This is a genomic window from Paenibacillus sp. JT22N12 (assembly GCF_056269365.1).
This window is the reverse complement of sequence record NZ_JBWDNU010000014.1, coordinates 20812-39359: the sequence shown is the minus strand read 5'-3', so window position 1 is coordinate 39359 and position 18548 is coordinate 20812. Positions and strand designations below refer to the sequence as shown.

Sequence of the window (18548 nt, the reverse complement as noted above, 5' to 3'; positions counted from 1 at the left end):
CCGTCTCATTATGCCTTCTTGTGATTTCTGTTCGTCAGACCGAGGGTTTGCCTCCGGCTTCCTTCAGATTCGGCCTCGCGGCCGACACCCTTGCCTTTAGCGAACAGTTCCTACTGCCAAGCCTGTAGCGGACTTGCACCGCCTAGTTATTGCCCATGCCGGGCGCACTATCAGAAAAAGGAGAGAGGCAGCTATCTGCCTCTCTCCTTTTTCGTAAGCTGTTCACGGGTAACTCGTTAGGACATTACCAATCAAAAATCATGCGGGCCAGCATAGCCAGATCGAGAATATCGATTCGGTTGTCGCGGTTCAAGTCGAAGTCTTTCACTTGATCCCATCCTGCATCTGTTGAAGTGGTGCCATATGCCTTAGCCATAATCGCCAAGTCGCCGATGCTGATCTGGCCGTCGCTGTTGAGATCGTTCGGAATCTTCACGAACACGGAAGACTGGAAGGCCAGTAAAGCGGCGTTCAACTGCGTGGCAGCCGCATCGATCTGAGCCTGGGTGGCTTCCGAGTTATTCGCTACGACCGCCGCTGCATCGATGGCAGTCTGCAGCGTTGCTTTGGAGCCTGCTGGATATTGTCCGAGCAGTTTGCCTTCCACTGCTTGATCATGCGCGCTTTGCGCCTCGGCAATTAGCGCGTTCAGCGCCGCCTTGTCAATGACATCGATTTGAACGGTGTGTACCGTGCCGGCTTGGACCGTTTCCGTGCCTGCGCTATCTGCCGTCACCAATCGGGTGACCTCAACGTTGGTCAGGCCGGCTGGTGCATTTTCTTTAGCCCGGAACGACAATTTGATCAGATCCGCATTCGGATTGGTTTGTCCGGCGCCAAGATGAACGCCCAGAATACGGAGTGTTCCGGCAGGTTCTGTCTTGTAATCGACGACGACGAATTTCGCTCCGTCTGTCGAGACTGGCGGTGCGGCCAGTTCCAGCTTATCGGCATCGTACGTGATCGTCACATCTTGAGCCAGCACGTTGCCCTGCACATGGCTCAAACCGTAGACAAGGTCGAAGGAACTGCCGGCCGGTACATGATCTGCGCCGGTTAACGTTACAGGTACTTTAGATTCACCGATAGAATAGATTCCAAGATCGCCAAGGTCAATTTCATAGCCGTCCTGGAGTTTCTCGTATTCGCCTTCAAAGAAATCATCTAGGTATGAATGTCCAAGAATGAATCTGTTCGGATTCATGGCGCCATAGTAGCCGGCATTGGCATTGCTCTGACTGTCAAACAGCACATAGCTCCCCTGCCATCCTGAACCGGATACGCCCCAGCTGATGATGTGATCGATGTACGGGGCGAACTTGGTGAACAGTTTGTACATCAGCGCGTACTGATAACCAAGGGCGTCAGACTGTCTGACATTGAGCACTGCGGGAGCGATCGCACCGCCGCCGGGGGCACTGGTCGGCATCTTAAGGTCAAATTCTGAGAAGGCAATACCGGAAAGCAGGCCCTGGTCAACGAGAGAGGCATAGAGGGCCATGGCATATTGGTTATCGCTTGCAAGGGTCTCTTTTACCGAATCGTGTCCCTGGATACCAATGTCTTCAATAAGGGGTCTTCCGTCATACAGCGGATCGGAAAGCCATGCGGTGTTCAGTTCGCGAATCATGTTGTATACAGTCCTCGCTTTGGTGCGGACAGAAAGGTCGTAATCGTTGTAGGTCAGTTTCGGAGGACTCTCAACGATATAGGCGTCAATGCTGCCGTCGGCATCGTGTCCGCCGAGCTTCATGTACTCGGGAAGGTCAGCGTAGTTGGCTTTGTAAGCCGCCGCCATCTGGGCGTTGGGAGCCGCGATGTGCGCGTATTTGAAGAGCAGGTAAATGTAATGTTCTCTGATGTCGCCGTCAATTTGATCATCCGACATTGCAACAAGCCAGTTGGTGTGTTTGAGGCTCGTTTTCCAACTGTTCGCTTTCGTCGGGATGATTTCGCTGTGGCGGCTTTCGTGGACCTCTTCGTTGAGTACATCCCATGAATTGAAGGGGATTACTCCGCGGGATACGCTTGAGCCATACTTCGTATCTGTGGTCAGGAAGTGCCGCATCACATACATTGTGTGGTTAAACTGCACTCTTCTGGCCATTTCTTTGTCTACCGGAACCGTGGTTGTAACGCCGTTGCCCAATCCGTAGAAATTGACTGTGCCGTTATATCCGGAGGTAAGGTTCGCGGGAGTAATCTGTCTCATCCATGCAGGGGCCTGGTTGTACCATGCCAAAACATGGCCGTGAGACTTGTACTGTCCTGGAGTTCCGGAATCCCTGATCGCCTGATAAGAGCTGGTCGGGAAACTGTATTCAGCTGTGCCAGGGGTGGTGGTTGCGCCGCTCAGGGGCGCGCCAGTAACGCTTTTCAGCCAGTTCGGGCCGCGGGGATGCGTAGCATCGGCCTTGAGATTGTTGCCGTTGACAAAGATTTCATAGTGCCGGGCTCTGGTTCCGGTTACTGATTCGGTTCCAATCGTGCCGACCATGAACAGGTCATTTTCCCTGCTGTAAACACTCTTTAGAGGCGCTACGGCACTCTGGTTTTCCGTGTTGACTACGTTGGGAAGCGCAATGCCGTTGGGATCGGGTTCGGTAATTTTGATGTTGGCGACAAGAAGCATGCCGGTTTCTGCGGGACGGCCGGTCTCGCCATGGAGCTCAAGAATGAAGTTCGAGGAATTGCCTGTTGAGGCGTTAATGCTGTGGTGAGCCATCAACCAGGATTCACCGTTGTAGCTGCCAACCCAGTCGGGGTTAAGGTTGTTGTACTCGTAATCCCTGAGGTAGCTATCGAGGTCAGAGTTGGTATTTCTGATTCTCCACCTCATGAATTTGCCCTGCGCGCTCTTGGGATAGTACACATCAAACTCAATAGTTGCGCCAGCGGGGACATTTACAGCGGGGGACAACGGAGATACAATGCTTATTCCGCCGAACGTGCTTTCTCCGTTATGGACGTAATTGATCTGGAGCACATCAGCTTTGCCTTCGGAATCTGCAAAAGGATACGGAATCATTTTGTATGTGCCACCAGCAAAGTCGGCGGGGACACGGTTGTCAAGCGGGGTTCTTGAGGTCCAGACATTGGTGGGCGCAGTAATTTCTACAGGTATTTTACCAGGACCCGGATCAAGACGGAAATAGGGATCTGAACCGTCCGCTTTGATCTTTCCAGTGAAATTCACTATTGCGTCTTCAAGGCTGGCTATGGCTTCGCCGGCGGGAGTGAGCGCATTGCGCGCGAACTCAAGCGCGTTATCAAGATCTTCGAGTTCGTCGGCGTACACCCAGGGGAAAGCTTTGTTCACATCGGATCCGTCGTCAGTGTGGCTAATCTGGAGCGGGAATTCCTCGTTGCCGGCTTTTAAAGCTTCGGCTTGTGCAATGAGGTCGTTCAGTTCAAGTGTCAGTTCGCCTTCGGCCGCAGCGGGCGGTACGGGAGCAAACGCGAATAAGGAGAGCAGCATGATGACTAAGAGGATGCGGGAGATTAAGAGTTTTTCACCTTTCATCTTAGTTTTGCTCCTTTTCTTAAGGCGACCTCTAAAATCTCGTTTTAGAGTCGCCCAATTTTAGATTTCGGAATTTTTTACAACTTCACCGATAAAAATGTTGTTTTGGTTGAAGATTTTGCGGTTTTTTGATGAATTAACCATCAATCGTGAAACATTTATAGACCGGATCGGAAGCGTTCGCCGCAATATTCAGCGCATTGTCGTCGTTGCTGACATATTTTAAACATGCAATAGTCAAAGTAGTTGAACAGCAGATTCTTGGCCGCATCATTATCCAGCGTCTTCGGAACGTATCTACGTATTGGAACGTCTGGCCATCGGTACCGTTCAGCAGTCTGACGATATTTTCAGGATTGGCCATCCAATCCAAGTATTTTACGATTTCCTCCGCGCGCTGGCTCGTTTTCGGCACAATGATGTAAATTTCATTTGGTGTGTACGCAGGTTTTGGAGTTTTGCCGCGGGCATCCTGGAATAGATCGATCAAAGTTAATTTCCCGCTCCGATTGTTCTTCATGAATTCCCGCGATATAGCCCATATACACCGGCTCATTCGTGTTTGTCGTAGCAGCGCCGACCTGGCCGTTCACCATGTTCTTCTGGAACTGATTCGTATCTTTGCCGATGCTGAGCGGGAAGTCCTTATCGATTAATCCTTCGTTGAATTAAGGAAGATGTTTACGCTTCCGGTATTGGTGGCCAGGAGCTGGATGGCCATACCGCCGATCACAACCCACGAGATGAAGTGGGGCAAATAAATCATGGTCTGGGCGGTCTTCTTGAACCACTTGACTCTAAGCTCGTTCAACAGCAGCGCCAAAACGATAGGAACCGGAAATCCGACGATCAGATCGAGCAAATTCAATACAAAAGTATTTCGAAGCGTATCAGGGAAAGCGTCCATTCGAAATATTTCGCGAAAGGCATCCCACCCGATCCAGGGGCTTTCCCATACCCCTTTGAAAACGTTGTAATCCTTGAATGCGACAATGACCCCAAGCATTGGAACGTATTTGAAAGTAATGAAATAGACCATCGGCAACAGAACGAGCAAGTACAATTACCAGTTGTTCGTTACGGTTCCGAAGCGGTTGCCGCGCCTAAAGCGAACCGTCTGGGTCGTCTTCGTCGTGAGCTGTAATGCATCCCTCCTAATCGTTGGTTTGTTTAATTAGATGGCTGCGATCTCTGACACCGATAGCTTAACATCACCAGACCAGTAAAAAAACTAACAATAATCTGGTGGTTAACATGAAATATTTTCGCGGTTATTCGAGTCAATTAACATATTTCCTGGGCTTAACATATTTCCTGGGCTTAACACTTGCTCCCTGTAGCGCAAAAAAGCCTTAGCATTCAGCGGATTCTAAGGCGTTAAGCAGAGAATATTCAGCAAATGGAGCCGTCTGGGACTTACAAGCTCCCGTAAAGGTTCCGATATTATCCCGGCGGCAGATCGAACATTTTCTTGAAGGCGCGATGAAATGAAATGACGTGCGTATAACCAACCTGCTCGGCGATATACTGAACTGGCACATCCATGCGCTTCGCAAGCTCGAACGGATCTTAAGAAGGATAATCTATAAACTTGTCTCCGAGCTCTTCCTTAAACAAGCAAGCTTCTTATACCTTTAGGACTTATACCGAATAGATCGCTGACTTGATTTAATGACAGGTTGGGTCGTTATAATGCTGATCGATGTAGGACTTGATCTGAAATTTTACTTGTTCCTTGACGCCCTGGCCGGGTTACCGCAACCTGTGCACCTAAACTAACTGCCTTGGCAAATTCCTTCTCTAATGTTTCAACTTTATATCCGATGATCCACTCGTTTGCTAGTTTTTTTCTGTCCCATTCCTCCAAGATGACATCAATTTGCTCTCCTTTGTTCCAATCTCAATTCTAGCCCGATTCCCATCACTCATGCGCTTCATTTCCCAATCAAACACTTGCTGATAAAATTGACTTACTTGGATCATTTCCTAGCCTCACTTCATCCCCTTCCTGCTTTCCTATCCCCGTAAAAGCCCCAGTTTGCACCCAAACAGAAAACACAGTACCTTGTGGATCCTGTAACGTCGCCATCCGTTTGTTCACATGGTTCATTAAGTATTTTCCCTGCCGAAAACGCAAAAAACGCGCACACTCATTCATTAGAGTGTGCGCGTTTGCGCTTAAAATTATGGTGGAGCCTAGGGGGATGTATGAATCTTTGATTATATGACTGACGAAGTGATCTCGAAGGAGACTTCTAGCAAGTAGATTCAGACGCCGTACTCCTCCGCTTTTGCTCCGTCCGTGCGGGCGAACCATTTGGGGTTCATTTCCCCCTAGGCAATCCATACAAAAAAACGCCACCACGTTATGTGGTGACGTTCTTTTTGTATGGAGCCTAGGGGGATGCAGCGTGCCTCTGCATCCCGATCAAGGGATGTATGAATCCTGATTATAGGCTGACGAAGCTTATTCTTCGGGGACTTCTAGCGGTAGATTCAGACGCCGTGCTCCTCCGCATACGCTCCGTCCGCGCGGGCGAACCATTAGGGGTTCATCTCCCCTAGGCAATCCATACAAAAAACGCCACCACTTCATGTGGTGACGTTCTCTTTGTATGGAGCCTAGGGGGATCGAACCCCTGACCTCATCGCTGCCAGCGATGCGCTCTCCCAGCTGAGCTAAGGCCCCGTGAATCATGGCGACAAGTAAGATCATAGCACAGGAAAGTTGTACCTGTCAATCGTTTTTCTTGCTGCCATTGGAGAGCAAACTGTTTAGCTCCTTCATGAACATGTCGATATCTTTGAACTGCCGATATACCGAGGCGAAACGCACATAAGCTACCTCGTCCACGGGATACAGCTGCATCATCACCAGTTCGCCGATTTCGCGGCTTTGGACTTCGGCCTGCGCTGTCGTACGCAGCTCTTTCTCGGCCTCGGATACAATCACTTCAAGCTTCTCAACCGGCACGGGACGCTTCTCGCAGGCCCGGATAAGACCGCGCAAAATCTTGTCGCGGTTGAACTCTTCTCGGCTGCCGTCTTTTTTGACGACAATCAGCGGGGTTTCTTCAATCATCTCGAACGTTGTGAATCTTCGGGTGCATTTCTCGCATTCGCGGCGGCGGCGGATCGACTTGTTGTCGTTCGCAGGTCTGGAATCCAATACTTTGGTTCCCGCGTAATCGCAATACGGACATTTCATCGGATTTGTTGACCCCCATCTTTGAAAAAGAATTTCCATACGTTTCCTGTAATGAAACTCGTGCAATCGCACATAATACTTGTACCAACCGCAAGGAGGTGAAAGACAATGAGTTCAAACCGCAGCAGCAACCAACTGGTTGTACCACAAGCCAATGCAGCGCTCGACCAAATGAAATATGAAGTCGCGCAAGAGCTGGGTATTACGATCCCACAAGACGGTTACTATGGTAACATGGCTACGCGTGACGCTGGCTCCCTTGGGGGTTACATCACTCGTAAACTGGTACAAATCGCCGAGCAATCCATCGCAGGTCAGTTTAAATAAGGTTCACAGGATTTATAATGGAAGCTTTGGCAGCCGCCCTCAGGGGCGGATTGCCAAGGCTTCCTTATTATTTTGCCGCAAATTCAGGGTAAAGCTTCTTGTATTTATTATAATAATAAATGACGCGCTGTACATAGTGGCGGGTTTCCCCATATGGAAGCTTGTCCACCGTCTCCAGCTTGCCATCCCATGTTCCCTCCGACATCCATCGGTTTACTGTCCCCGGTCCCGCATTGTAAGCCGCAACAACGGCATACGTGTTGCCCTTGAACTGCTGCAGAAGCGAGTTCAGATACCAGGAGCCAATTTCAATGCTGATGTCAGCGCGGCTGGCAATTGCATCTTGGGTAACATTGGAGAATTTCCCCTTTTCCACAATCCAGTTGGCCGTATCCGGCATCAGCTGCATCATACCTATGGCACCTTTCTTCGATACCTTATTATTGCTGAAATTCGTCTCCACCCTTATAATAGCAGCCACCAGATGCGGGTCCAGCCCATAGTTGACAGAACTGATCTTAATGTCGGATTGGTAATGGATCGGATACATCCAGCGGTTCATCCAGTCGGATTTCAGATACAGCAGTACCAGCACCGCAATAATCAGAAGCAGCAGTACACGTTTTCTAAATATCTTCCTCACCATCACGAAAGTCCTTGCTCACGCCAAAATTGTTCAATTTGCGCCTCTGTGTTTTCAAGAGAACCGCTATTGTCTATTACGAAATCCGCAAGCTTCCTCTTCTCTTCTATATCCATCTGCAGCCCAATGCGCTGCTCCGCTTGCTCAGCTGTCATGGAGTTGCGTGCCATCAGCCTCTCCATCTGCAGGCGGCGCGGTATATATACGACAATGATTCCCCTGTACAGGGAAGCTTGTCCCGTCTCATACAAAAGCGGAATATCGGCTACAATCAGTCCGCCTGGGTTCTCCAGCTCAAAGGCATTCATTCGCGACCACATGGTCGCCCGGATCGCCGGATGCAGAATACCCTCAAGCTCGTCCAGCTTCTCTCGATTGCCGAAGACGATCTTCCCAAGCTCTCCCCTGTTCATCGTTCCATCCGCATTCAATACGGCCTGCCCGAATACAGCCGTAATTTGCGCCAGCGCGGGCTCGCCGGGAAGCACAACTTCCCGGGCAACCTGGTCGGCATCGACAATTTTCGCTCCCCGTGCGGACAGCATGGCGGATACCGTGCTTTTGCCGCAAGCGATACCGCCTGTTAATCCAACTATCATACCTTCACCTCATAATGCCCCTTTTATAACAACCGCAAAATCCCCATCATAATCAGCATAATCCCCGGTAATACCGATAGTGCGCGCATTCCCCGCCAAGCTGCAAAACGAAACCCCAGCCGCATCCCGGCAAGCAGGAACAGTCCGCTGGTGGTTGAAATGATAAATGCCGTCAACAACGGCGACAAGCCGACCATGGCTGCGCCAAGTCCCGCTCCGAAGCTGTCGATCGAGAGGGCGAAGCCGAGCAGCACAGCCTCTGACGCCGAAATAATACCGGAGCGGTCCACATCCGCAATTTGCGGCGTCCGCAAAATTTGAATCACGATCCCCAGGCGCTTCCATTCCAGCAGCAGCACAGGCACAGCCGGCGTAAGTCCATTCATTTCCGCTGCCGAATTGGGTGGTTCAGGCTCTTCCGGAACGCTTTCCTTGGCTTCCTTGCGTCTTCTCCATAATTGAAACAGAGCCCAGCAGCCGATGACCATCAACAAACTTGCGCCGATCCACTTGGCCGTCAGCGGCGACAGATGGCCGGTCAGCATGGAGCCGATCTGCATGGACAGCCAGACAACAAAACCCGAACAGAGAGAAATGATGACAATGGATACGACCGGTATCCGAATCCGTCGTAATCCGTACGTTACACCAACGCCGAAACCGTCCAGACTGACGGCAAAAGCAAGCAGCAATAATGAAACGACATGTGCCAGCAACCGATGTCCCTCCCATAACGGCGACTGCTTTAAGCTTGCCCCTGACCGCCAAACCATCGGCTTGGAAGCAGGTAAGCTGTGCATTCGCCCATTAACATGAACGGTACATCATATGCGGTTTCTCCCCAGTCGTGCCTTATTTGCGCGAAAGCTTGCCCGCTTTGGACAGCCTGGGTACAGGCTGGCAGCTCGTACAGATATGGGTGCCTCTGCCCCCTACCACAAGCTTCTCGATAAACTGTCCGCAGCGGCTGCAGGGTTCATTCTTCCGGCCGTATACGAGCAGCTCATGCTGAAACATTCCCATCTCGCCTTGTCCGTTCACATAAGACTTGATGGAGGAGCCGCCCGCTTCGACAGCCCGCCCCAAGGTGGCGATGATCGCTTGATGCAAGCGCGCCCATTCAGCAGGTTTGATGGAATCCGCTGTCCGCTCGGGATGAATACCCGCCGTGAACAGCGCCTCATCTACATATATATTGCCAAGCCCCACGACATATTCCTGGTTCAGCAGCAGCGGCTTTATTTTGGTCGTCCGTTTAGCCAGTTTCTTCTTGAAAGCCTGCAGCGTAAAAGCATCATCAAGCGGCTCCATGCCGAGTTTGTTAAGCGGCGGCAGCGTGAGCTCCTCGCCCCAATCAAACAGATGCATCGTACCGAACTGGCGGACATCCTTATAACGCAGCTCCGTATCGTCGCTAAAATGAAAGACCACATGCGTATGCGGCTCGGATGGCTCCTTACGATCATAGACACCATAGCGCCCTTCCATACGCAGATGGGAAACAAGCACCAGGCCATCAAGCATAATCCGCAGAAATTTCCCTCTGCGTTCGACCGACTGGATCGTCCGGCCAACAAGCAGGGCTGCAAATTCATCCGGCGCTTTGGGCCGCTGTATAATCCGCGGCAGCGAAACAGTCACCCGCTCTATCCGCTTTCCCGCCACAAGCTGGTTCAGTGTCCGCCGAACGGTTTCCACCTCCGGCAATTCCGGCATTTCCTTCACCTCCGACACAACCGTTAGGCATAAGCAGCACAGAAATCTATGCCCGAAGCCCTGGTTAATATTCTAGTATAACTGATTTTGACCCAAACCGCCTTATTTCGCTTCGTACCAATTCACTCCGTAATTGACGTCGGCCTTGAGAGGCACATCCAGCTCCAGTGCGCTTTCCATAACTTCCGGCACAAGCGTCTTCATCAGCTCGAGTTCATCCTCCGGCACCTCAAACACCAGCTCATCATGCACCTGCAGCAGCATGCGGCTGCGAAGCTTGCGCTCTTGCAGCTTCTCGTCCATCCGCACCATAGCAAGCTTGATAATATCAGCTGCCGTGCCTTGAATCGGCGTATTCATCGCCGTTCTCTCCGCGAAGGAGCGCAGGTTGAAGTTGGAGGCTTTGATATCCGGCAAGTATCTGCGGCGCTCCAGAAGCGTTGTCACATACCCGTCCTGACGGGCTTGTACCACAATATTGTCCATATAGCCCCGCACACCGGGGAAGGCTTCAAAATACTGTTCAATAAACCGGGCCGCATCCTTGCGTGTAATATTCAGGTTATTGGACAGCCCAAAATCGCTGATCCCGTACACAATGCCAAAATTAACCGCTTTCGCCTGACGGCGCATGTTGCTGTCCACCTCTTCGGCGCGCACGCCGAACACATCCATCGCGGTCTTGGTATGGATGTCCATATCCTCGATAAAGGCTTCCTTGAGCTTCTCATCATTGGAGATATGCGCGAGCACGCGCAGCTCGATCTGCGAGTAATCCGCTGCCAGAATGGTCCAGCCCGGCTCCGACGGAACAAACGCTTTGCGGATGCGGCGTCCTTCCTCCAGCCGGATCGGTATGTTCTGCAGGTTCGGAAATTGGCTCGACAAGCGGCCCGTTGCGGCAATCGTCTGCCGGTAATACGTATGCACCATGCTGCTGTCGCGGCGGATTTCCTTCAGCAGTCCTTCAATATAGGTGGACTGCAGCTTCGCCAGCGTCCGGTACTGCAGGATGAGCGGTATAATCCCGTGGTACGGCTCCAGCTTCTCCAGAACATCGGCATCGGTGGAATAGCCGGTCTTCGTCTTTTTCATTGCCGGAAGGCCGAGCTTCTCGAACAAAACTTCGCCCAGCTGTTTCGGTGAACCGATATTGAATTCCATTCCCGCGTGCATATAGATATCGCTTTTACAGCGGGCGATTCCCTGCTCCAGTTCCGTGCCCAGTTCCTCCAGCGTGCCCGCATTGACCCGGATGCCCTGCTTCTCCATCCCTGCAAGGACAATGGCGAGCGGCTGCTCCAGCTCATAATACAGCTTGCTCATGGCGCCTTCCTCCAGCGCCTTCTGCTGCAACGGCACAAGCCTGCGGACCGCATCCGCCTTGGCCGCCAAATGACGGGCCAATATCTCCCGCTCGGGAATGCGGAACTTGGCTCCCTTGCCATAGACCGACTCATCCGACTGAATGGCGGGAAGCTCATAGCGCTGCATTAAATAAACGAGCGTCTGGTTAGACTCCGTCGGATCCAGCAGATACGCGGCAAGCAGCACGTCAAAATCCGTACCGCAAAGGTCAATGCCATGCCAATGCAGCGTCAGATCCGCTTTGTGCAGATCGTAGCCGAATTTCCTTGCTTCCGGATTTCCCAGCCATTGACGCACGGGTTCGCCCGCCTCAGCCAGCATCTCTTCCGAGGTGAGCACCAGAACCCGCTCCTCAACCGGGATCGCCAGCCCAAGCAGCAGTGCATGATGCGGATTATCGCCCACTGCCTCGATATATACATTCTCCGCTCCGGCCAGCAGTCCGCTCAGCTCAGATGGGCTCAGTTCATTCAAGGCCACGATATCGTAATTCGCCTCCGCAGCCACAGCGCTATCCGACCCAAGCTCCGGCAGATCGAGCCGCTCCATGAGGGACCTGAATTCAAGCTTGCGGAAGGCATCCGCCAGCTGCGCCTTGTCATAGCCGTTATAGGCCTCCACACCCTCCGCATTGTCCAGGGGAACCTCGCGGAATATGGTGGCCAGCTTCTTGCTCATTCGCGCATCCTCTTGATGCGCCGCGACCTTCTCCTTCATTTTACCCTTGAGCTCGCCGGCATGCGCCAGCACTTCCTCTACGGTGCCATACTCATGGAGCATCTTGAGCGCCGTCTTCTCTCCCACGCCAGGAATTCCGGGAATATTATCCGAGGCGTCGCCCATCAGCCCTTTAAGATCGATAATTTGCAGCGGCGTCAGGCCGTATTTATCCTTAATTTCCTGCGGATTATACCGCTCGACCTCGCTGACGCCCTTACGCGTCAGGGCAATCGTCACATAGTCGGAAGCCAGCTGCAGCATGTCCTTGTCCCCGGAGACAATCAGGGTCTCGACCTTCTGCTCATCCGCCATCCGCGTCAAGGTGCCGATAATGTCATCGGCTTCATATCCAGGCAGCTCAAATTGGGCAATTCCGAAGGAACGCAGCAGATCCTTGAGCACCGGAAACTGCTCGGACAGCTCCGGCGGCGTCTTGGCCCGTCCGCCTTTATATTCCTCATATCCCTCATGGCGGAAAGTTACCTTCCCCGCATCGAAAGCAACAAGCATATGCGTTGGCTTCTCTTCCTCCAGCAGCCTCAGCAGCATGGTGGTGAAGCCGTACACCGCATTCGTATTAAGCCCTGCTGAATTCGTTAACGGAGGCATGGCATAAAACGCCCGAAAGACAATGCTATTTCCATCAATCAATATCCATTTATCCATACGAAAGGCACACCTCACCTTGGTTTTCCTATGATCTATCATAGCATAAAGCGGGCAAGCTTTCCCATCAAGTCTATGCTCAAACACGAACATTCCACATATTACAGTTTCCCTTGCTCCCCCAGGCAAATCCGCAGTCTGAAAATATGAAAAAACAGCCGCACAATCGGGCTGTTTCCAATTTTTTATATTACCCGCAACAATCAGGGTAATTTAGGTATCCGCTTCCATAATTGTGGACGCCGCGCACGCGTTAAACCGTTGATATTATCGCTAACCGATAGCTGGCTGCGGCCTGCCGAGCAGATAACCTTGCGCATAATCCACGCCCATATCACGCATATGCTGCAGTTCTTCCTGCTCCTCAATCCCCTCGGCAACAATGGAAATGCCCATCTTGGCGGCAAATTCAGTGAAGGTATGCACGATTTGCTCCTTCATGGCGTTCAGATGGATGCCATGAATAAGCGAGCGGTCGATTTTTATAAAATCAGGCTGCAGCTCCACGATCGACTGCAGCGAGGAATATCCCGCCCCCGCATCGTCAATGGCGATTTGATAGCCCTGGTTGCGGTAATGATCGAACATTTTCTTGGCCGCCCCAAAATCCTCGAAGGAGCTGCGCTCGGTAATTTCAAATACTACATTATGGGGCGACAAGCCGAAGCGCTCAAGCAGATACAGGGTTTGTCCGGGAGTGAATGAAGGGTCGTTCATAATTTGCGCCGTCATGTTAATAAACAGCTTTTGACCGCTGGCCAGCCCTGCGCTGCCTTCGATAGCCCGCTCGCGGGCCAGCCTGTCCAATCCATAAATCATTCCCTCCTCTGCCGCATAAGCAAATAACTGCTGGGGTCCTTCAAACCAACGCTTGTCGGGAAAACGGGAGAGCGCTTCATAACCGTACACATCCCCACTGCGCAGAGAATAGATGGGCTGATACACCGGAAAGATGTCACGGCTGTGGAGGAGCTGTTCGAATGCGCGACGCTGAAGACTCCGCTCGGTAGCCGAAGCCCGCTGTCCGTGCACAATCGCCTGCTTGATCCCTTCATACCATTGATCCCCCTGCTCATCCTGCTTGCCCATAATGGAAACACCGGCGTGCAGCTTCAGCTCCTGAACATCGCCATCGAATGAGCGATCCATGAAGCGCCTGCCCCACTCCCGCTTGAACCTGCTCCCGAGCTCCAGCAGCTGCTCCTCCAGCAATTCCTCGCGCGCTTCCGGAAGGGGCAGCCATATGTATAAATCATCGCGCATCCAGACGGAGCTGATCGCAAGCAGATTGGTCCTGTTATGCTGAGCGATGGCATGCTCGGCAAAAGCTCTCCAGCTGCTGTCGATGACCTGCCGGATATCAGAACGATCCTTTGCCTTGCCATGCCATGCCAAGTATATTATTCCTGTCGCTGCACTTTCTTCGGGACGTAAACTGTCTGGTGCTTCAAAGCTGTTAAGTTGTCTCACGTCTACAATCGTTCCTCTCCCGGTTGCTTTTCAATAACTTCCCCTGAGATATAAGCGCTGCCTTTAATCGCCTTCGCCTGTTTTTTGAGTCGTGCTGCGGCTTGTGAAACAATCCCCGGCGTAATGGGGCAGTCTGCATCCCAGAGGAGCAGTGATAACGACAGGCTGACGCCTTCTTGCTCCACCTTGTTGCCGCTCCGGTCGATCACCATCGATACGTCGGAGCCGCCGTAATGGAATTTGACGCCTCCGTCGAACCGCTTCAGAATCTGTATGCACAGCTTCTCCGGCTGCGGATGATCCGAGAGCACGATAAAATCATCACCGCCGATATGACCGACGAAGTCGCCCTTTCCGCCGTTCTCCCGGCCCGGTATTTCCTGCAGCACTTCAGCAAGGAACCGGATGAGCTCATCGCCCTGACTGAAGCCGAAGCAGTCATTGAACCATTTGAAATAGTCCAGATCGGCATAGATCATGCAGAAAGGCTTGCCCGCATCAATGCGTCTTTTGATCTCCCGCTGGATGGCTCCATTGCCGGGCAGCCCGGTGAGCGGGTTCGCAGTCCGTGCTTCCTCGGTGCGCAAATTCGTCATGCACTCCAAAATGGACTGGATGGATGCCGCGCCAAGCAGCTTGCCGTCCCGCGTGATGGTCACCACATCATACAGCCGGGAGATATCCCGGCCCATGGCCATCTGAGCGACCTGTTCCACAGGCAGGTCGGCATCCACAACAAGCGCATCGTCGTCCATCATCTTCTCGATGGAACGGTTCCAATACAGAGGAAGACCAAACTGTCCTGCCAGCATCTGATGCATTTTCTCTTTCATCACAAGTCCAACAGGCCGTTCCTGATTGACGACAATCGCACCCTGAAGATGCTGATTTTCCTCAAACATCCGGGCTACCTCCGATACCCGCGCGCTTGTGCGGAAGGTCGGGATTGTTTTGGCCAGGGCGCCAATGGAGTAGGACATATCGCCGTCATTATAGTCCAGACCATTCTCAACGCGCGGATACGGCCTAGCTTCCGCTTCCTGATAAGGCACCTCGCGAGCAGCTGCGCTTTCGTCCCGCAGCCGGTACCGCATAACCGAGACAAGAGCTTCTTTAATGGCATGGTAGACCATCGCCTCTGCAGAGCGCCCGAGGCCCGATGGCAGTACCGAAGCGCTGCCGATGGCCATACGCTGCTGGCCCCTGCCCACCGGGGCTGCGGAAACCACTTTCATCATCTGCTGACGAAGGGTATTGACCGCATTCTCCAGAAGCAGATCGAGCCTCTCATCCGACTTGTTGCGCTGAAAAAAGAAGAAGAAATCGCTCTCCATCCGGTAACGCCAGATCAGGCGCTTCTGCTCCGTCACCCACGTCTGGAGCGCTTCAAGCACTGCTGCTCCGCTCACCGGCAGGTGCATGATAATAACTCCGATTCCTCCATGATGCCAGCGCTCCGTAATACGGTGAATCATCGTGCGGTCCAACAGACCATATCCGATATCGTCCACAAGTATCCCTCTTTGGTTGGAACATTTTGACTGCTCTAATAGTTCAATTGTACCAGTCGTTTGTGAAATAAATATAGCCGCTTTGTTAACGTTATGTAAAAAAAGCAAAATAACCGGCTCTCATCCTCTGAGCTCCGGTTATGCGTGTGAAATTCAAGTCTATGGTTGAATAGCACGGTTATTCCCCAGCAACTTTTTAGCCAAAGCGCCCGGAGATGTAATCGTCCGTCTGCTTCTCAGCAGGATTGGTGAATATTTTATGAGTCTCATCGAATTCAACCACTTTGCCCATATAGAAAAAAGCGGTTTTGTCCGATACGCGCGCGGCCTGATGCATATTATGGGTCACGATCACAATACAGTAATCGCGTTTGAGCTCGGCGATCAGCTCCTCGACTTTGGATGTGGACACCGGATCAAGTGCCGAAGCAGGCTCATCCATCAGAATCACCTTCGGTTTGACCGCAATCGACCTGGCAATGCACAGCCGCTGCTGCTGTCCGCCGGACAGGGCCAGCGCGGATTGGTGAAGACGGTCCTTCGTTTCCTCCCACAGCGCCGACTTGCGCAGGCACTCCTCCACAATTTCATCCAGCACTTTCTTGTTCTTGATGCCGTGGTACCGGGGACCAAACGCAATATTCTCATAAATGGATTTGTGGAACGGATTCGGACGCTGCCACACCATGCCGATACGCTGGCGCAGCAGCACCACATCGACACCAGTGTCATTGATATTGATTCCGTCCAGCCATATCTCACCCGTGGTACGGACACCGCCAATGGTATCGTTCATCCGGTTGAGGCTGCGCAGGAAGGTGGACTTCCCGCATCCCGACGGACCGATCAGAGCCGTAACCTCGCGTGCCTCAAAATCCAGCGACACACCCTTGATCGCTTCCTTCTCTCCATAAAATACACTCAGCTGCTTGGCTGACAATTCTTTTTCCTTGACATTCATGGAAAATGCCTCCCCTCTCCTATGCTGGTTTCTATTTGGTGGCCGTGAATTTACGATGCAGTCTTCTTCCGAACCATCTGGCCGCAAAGTTAAACAGCAGGACCATGATCAGCAGCACAGCTGATGCGCCGGCGGCAATTTCACCCGCATCCGGAGCAAGGCCTTCGCTGTTGATTTTCCAAATATGAACGGCCAAGGTTTCGGCCGGCCGGAACGGATTGAGCGGGGAGAACGGGCTGAGCGGATTCCAATTGGTGAAATCCAGCCTTGGCGAGCTCATTCCTGCGGTAAACAGCAGCGCGGCTGCTTCACCGAATACACGGCCAGAAGCCAGAATTGTACCGGTTACGATCGTCGGCATGGCGATTGGCATCATTACCGAGGTAATCGTCTTCCAGCGGGAAAGGCCAAGAGCCAGACTCGCTTCCTTCTGCTCACGCGGCACGCCTCGCAGCGATTGCTCCGTGATCCGCACCATGAGCGGCAGATTGAATACCGTCAGAGCAAGCGCACCGGAGAATAAGGAGAAGCCAAAGCCGAACAGGTTGACAATGACCAGCAGGCCGAATAATCCGATGACAATGGACGGGAAAGAGGACAGAACCTCAACCACAAGACGGATGGAATCCGTCAGACGGCCCGGCTTGGAATATTCGCTCATGTAGATTCCGGCGCCGATGCCAAGCGGAATCGTAATAATTAAAGTCAGTACCAGCAGGAATATCGAGTTGAACAGCTGCGGCCCGATTCCTCCGCCCGCCTTGATCGTCTGCGGCTCTGATGTCAGAAAATGAAAGCTGATATGTCCAAGGCCACGGATAATAATGTAGCCGAGAAGCCCTGCGAGAATAAGGACAATTAATGCGGATACGATATAGATAACGGCTGTAGCAATCTTGTCTGCGACTTTGGCGCTCATTGTTTATTTCTCCTTTCCAGGAAACGAACCACGAATACGAACACAAACGTCATGGCGAGCAGGATCAGAGCAAGCGACCATAGCGCGTTGTTATGCGCGGATCCGGTAACTGTATTGCCCATGCTCAAGGTGATGACGCTGGTTAAGGTAGACGCTGACTCGAATAAGGAATGGGGGATATGCGGCGCATTTCCGATAACCATCTGAACAGCCAGCGCTTCACCGAACGCACGGGACATGCCGAGCACAACGCCGGTCAGAAGCGAAGGCAATGTGGTTGGAATGACAATGCGGTAGATCGTCTGCCAGCGTGTAGCTCCCAGTGCATAGGAGCCTTCTTTCAGACCAAACGGCAGGCCTGCCAGCGCATCCGTTGCAATTGTTGTGATCGTTGGCAGAATCATAATCGACAGCACGATGGAGCCTGCGGCAATCCCGATCCCCTGTCCAGGGAAAACCGAGCGCAGGAAAGGCACAACAATGCTGAGTCCTACAAAACCGTAAACGACAGACGGGATGCCTGCAAGCAGCTCGATGACGGGCTGAAGCACGCGGCGGCCGGCGCCAGGCAGGATTTGGGTCATAAATATGGCTGCACAGCATCCGAGCGGAGCGGCAATGCAAGCTGCCAGAAGCGAGGTGCTGAATGAGCCGAATATGAACGGCAATGCGCCAAACGACGGGATATCACCCTCTGGAGACCATTTCAATCCCGTCAGCAGTTCACCTACGTTTACGCCGCTCACAAAAAACGTGCTCAATCCGCGGGAAGCTACAAAATAAACGATCGCTACTATTGTGACGATAAGTACAATGATGCAGAGGGTCGTATAAACCTTGCCGACCCATTCTTCCATTATGTGCGGTTTGATTTGTTTATGATTCGATCGTTGTTGAACAGGTTGCCCGCCCGCGGC

14 protein-coding genes, 1 tRNA gene and 1 pseudogene are annotated in these 18548 nt (G+C 52.3%); 1 reads left to right on the top strand and 15 read right to left on the bottom strand.

Going from position 1 to position 18548, the window contains the following annotated elements:
- Window positions 1-244 precede the first annotated feature (244 nt).
- From AC0YOA_RS31800 to nrdR, 5 genes and pseudogenes are all read right to left on the bottom strand, one after another.
- Window positions 245-3523 (bottom strand): endo-1,4-beta-xylanase, encoded by a 3279-nt coding sequence (locus AC0YOA_RS31800; RefSeq protein WP_475790017.1) that lies wholly within the window; start codon window positions 3521-3523, stop codon window positions 245-247.
- A gap of 136 nt (window positions 3524-3659) precedes the next feature.
- The gene (locus AC0YOA_RS31795; protein WP_475790016.1) at window positions 3660-4043 is read right to left on the bottom strand and encodes a hypothetical protein; all 384 of its coding nucleotides are present in this window, start codon (window positions 4041-4043) and stop codon (window positions 3660-3662) included.
- Window positions 4044-4193: 150 nt separating this feature from the next.
- Window positions 4194-4562, bottom strand: a pseudogene (locus AC0YOA_RS31790) (sugar ABC transporter permease); the annotation flags it as partial.
- Window positions 4563-6139: 1577 nt separating this feature from the next.
- Window positions 6140-6212: transfer RNA gene (locus AC0YOA_RS31785), tRNA-Ala, on the bottom strand.
- Window positions 6213-6260: 48 nt separating this feature from the next.
- Entirely contained in the window at window positions 6261-6731 is a 471-nt protein-coding gene (nrdR, locus tag AC0YOA_RS31780) for a transcriptional regulator NrdR (protein ID WP_210037426.1), read from the bottom strand.
- Window positions 6732-6839: 108 nt separating this feature from the next.
- Here nrdR and AC0YOA_RS31775 point away from each other — a divergent pair, with 108 nt between their 5' ends.
- Window positions 6840-7058: an alpha/beta-type small acid-soluble spore protein gene (locus AC0YOA_RS31775; protein ID WP_210037425.1), complete on the top strand. Its 219-nt coding sequence runs from the start codon at window positions 6840-6842 to the stop codon at window positions 7056-7058.
- A 67-nt stretch (window positions 7059-7125) separates the two neighbouring features.
- Here AC0YOA_RS31775 and AC0YOA_RS31770 read toward each other — a convergent pair whose 3' ends face one another.
- The 10 genes from AC0YOA_RS31770 to pstC form a co-directional block, all read right to left on the bottom strand.
- Complete coding sequence (locus AC0YOA_RS31770; RefSeq protein WP_475790015.1) at window positions 7126-7704, bottom strand: lytic transglycosylase domain-containing protein; 579 nt, start codon at window positions 7702-7704, stop codon at window positions 7126-7128.
- Complete coding sequence (coaE, locus tag AC0YOA_RS31765; protein ID WP_475790014.1) at window positions 7704-8300, bottom strand: dephospho-CoA kinase; 597 nt, start codon at window positions 8298-8300, stop codon at window positions 7704-7706. The genes AC0YOA_RS31770 and coaE overlap by 1 nt, the downstream gene beginning before the upstream one ends.
- Window positions 8301-8323: 23 nt before the next feature.
- Window positions 8324-9016 (bottom strand): sporulation membrane protein YtaF, encoded by a 693-nt coding sequence (ytaF, locus tag AC0YOA_RS31760; protein ID WP_475790013.1) that lies wholly within the window; start codon window positions 9014-9016, stop codon window positions 8324-8326.
- Window positions 9017-9152: 136 nt separating this feature from the next.
- Window positions 9153-10016 (bottom strand): DNA-formamidopyrimidine glycosylase, encoded by an 864-nt coding sequence (mutM, locus tag AC0YOA_RS31755; RefSeq protein WP_475790012.1) that lies wholly within the window; start codon window positions 10014-10016, stop codon window positions 9153-9155.
- Window positions 10017-10118: 102 nt separating this feature from the next.
- Window positions 10119-12770, bottom strand: coding sequence for a DNA polymerase I (polA, locus tag AC0YOA_RS31750; protein ID WP_475790011.1), 2652 nt, complete (start codon window positions 12768-12770; stop codon window positions 10119-10121).
- 273 nt (window positions 12771-13043) lie between these two features.
- Complete coding sequence (locus AC0YOA_RS31745; protein WP_475790010.1) at window positions 13044-14165, bottom strand: EAL domain-containing protein; 1122 nt, start codon at window positions 14163-14165, stop codon at window positions 13044-13046.
- A gap of 77 nt (window positions 14166-14242) precedes the next feature.
- Window positions 14243-15751, bottom strand: a complete 1509-nt coding sequence (locus AC0YOA_RS31740; protein ID WP_475790009.1) for a GGDEF domain-containing protein — start codon at window positions 15749-15751, stop codon at window positions 14243-14245.
- Window positions 15752-15947: 196 nt separating this feature from the next.
- Window positions 15948-16712, bottom strand: a complete 765-nt coding sequence (gene pstB / locus AC0YOA_RS31735) for a phosphate ABC transporter ATP-binding protein PstB (RefSeq protein ID WP_475790008.1) — start codon at window positions 16710-16712, stop codon at window positions 15948-15950.
- A gap of 31 nt (window positions 16713-16743) precedes the next feature.
- Window positions 16744-17631 (bottom strand): phosphate ABC transporter permease PstA, encoded by an 888-nt coding sequence (gene pstA / locus AC0YOA_RS31730; RefSeq protein WP_210037417.1) that lies wholly within the window; start codon window positions 17629-17631, stop codon window positions 16744-16746.
- A complete protein-coding gene (gene pstC, locus AC0YOA_RS31725; protein ID WP_475769376.1) occupies window positions 17628-18488 on the bottom strand; it encodes a phosphate ABC transporter permease subunit PstC in 861 nt (286 codons plus the stop codon). Before pstC ends, pstA begins: the two co-directional genes overlap by 4 nt.
- Between the last annotated feature and the right edge of the window lie 60 nt (window positions 18489-18548).

Coding starts and splice junctions, on each gene's coding strand:
- mutM (WP_475790012.1), bottom strand. CDS start 10,016: ATGCCGGAATTGCCGGAGGTGGAAACCGTTCGGCGGACACTGAACCAG.
- AC0YOA_RS31770 (WP_475790015.1), bottom strand. CDS start 7,704: ATGGTGAGGAAGATATTTAGAAAACGTGTACTGCTGCTTCTGATTATT.
- polA (WP_475790011.1), bottom strand. CDS start 12,770: ATGGATAAATGGATATTGATTGATGGAAATAGCATTGTCTTTCGGGCG.
- AC0YOA_RS31800 (WP_475790017.1), bottom strand. CDS start 3,523: ATGAAAGGTGAAAAACTCTTAATCTCCCGCATCCTCTTAGTCATCATG.
- pstB (WP_475790008.1), bottom strand. CDS start 16,712: ATGAATGTCAAGGAAAAAGAATTGTCAGCCAAGCAGCTGAGTGTATTT.
- nrdR (WP_210037426.1), bottom strand. CDS start 6,731: ATGAAATGTCCGTATTGCGATTACGCGGGAACCAAAGTATTGGATTCC.
- coaE (WP_475790014.1), bottom strand. CDS start 8,300: ATGATAGTTGGATTAACAGGCGGTATCGCTTGCGGCAAAAGCACGGTA.
- AC0YOA_RS31775 (WP_210037425.1), top strand. CDS start 6,840: ATGAGTTCAAACCGCAGCAGCAACCAACTGGTTGTACCACAAGCCAAT.
- AC0YOA_RS31795 (WP_475790016.1), bottom strand. CDS start 4,043: ATGAAGAACAATCGGAGCGGGAAATTAACTTTGATCGATCTATTCCAG.
- pstC (WP_475769376.1), bottom strand. CDS start 18,488: ATGGAAGAATGGGTCGGCAAGGTTTATACGACCCTCTGCATCATTGTA.
- pstA (WP_210037417.1), bottom strand. CDS start 17,631: ATGAGCGCCAAAGTCGCAGACAAGATTGCTACAGCCGTTATCTATATC.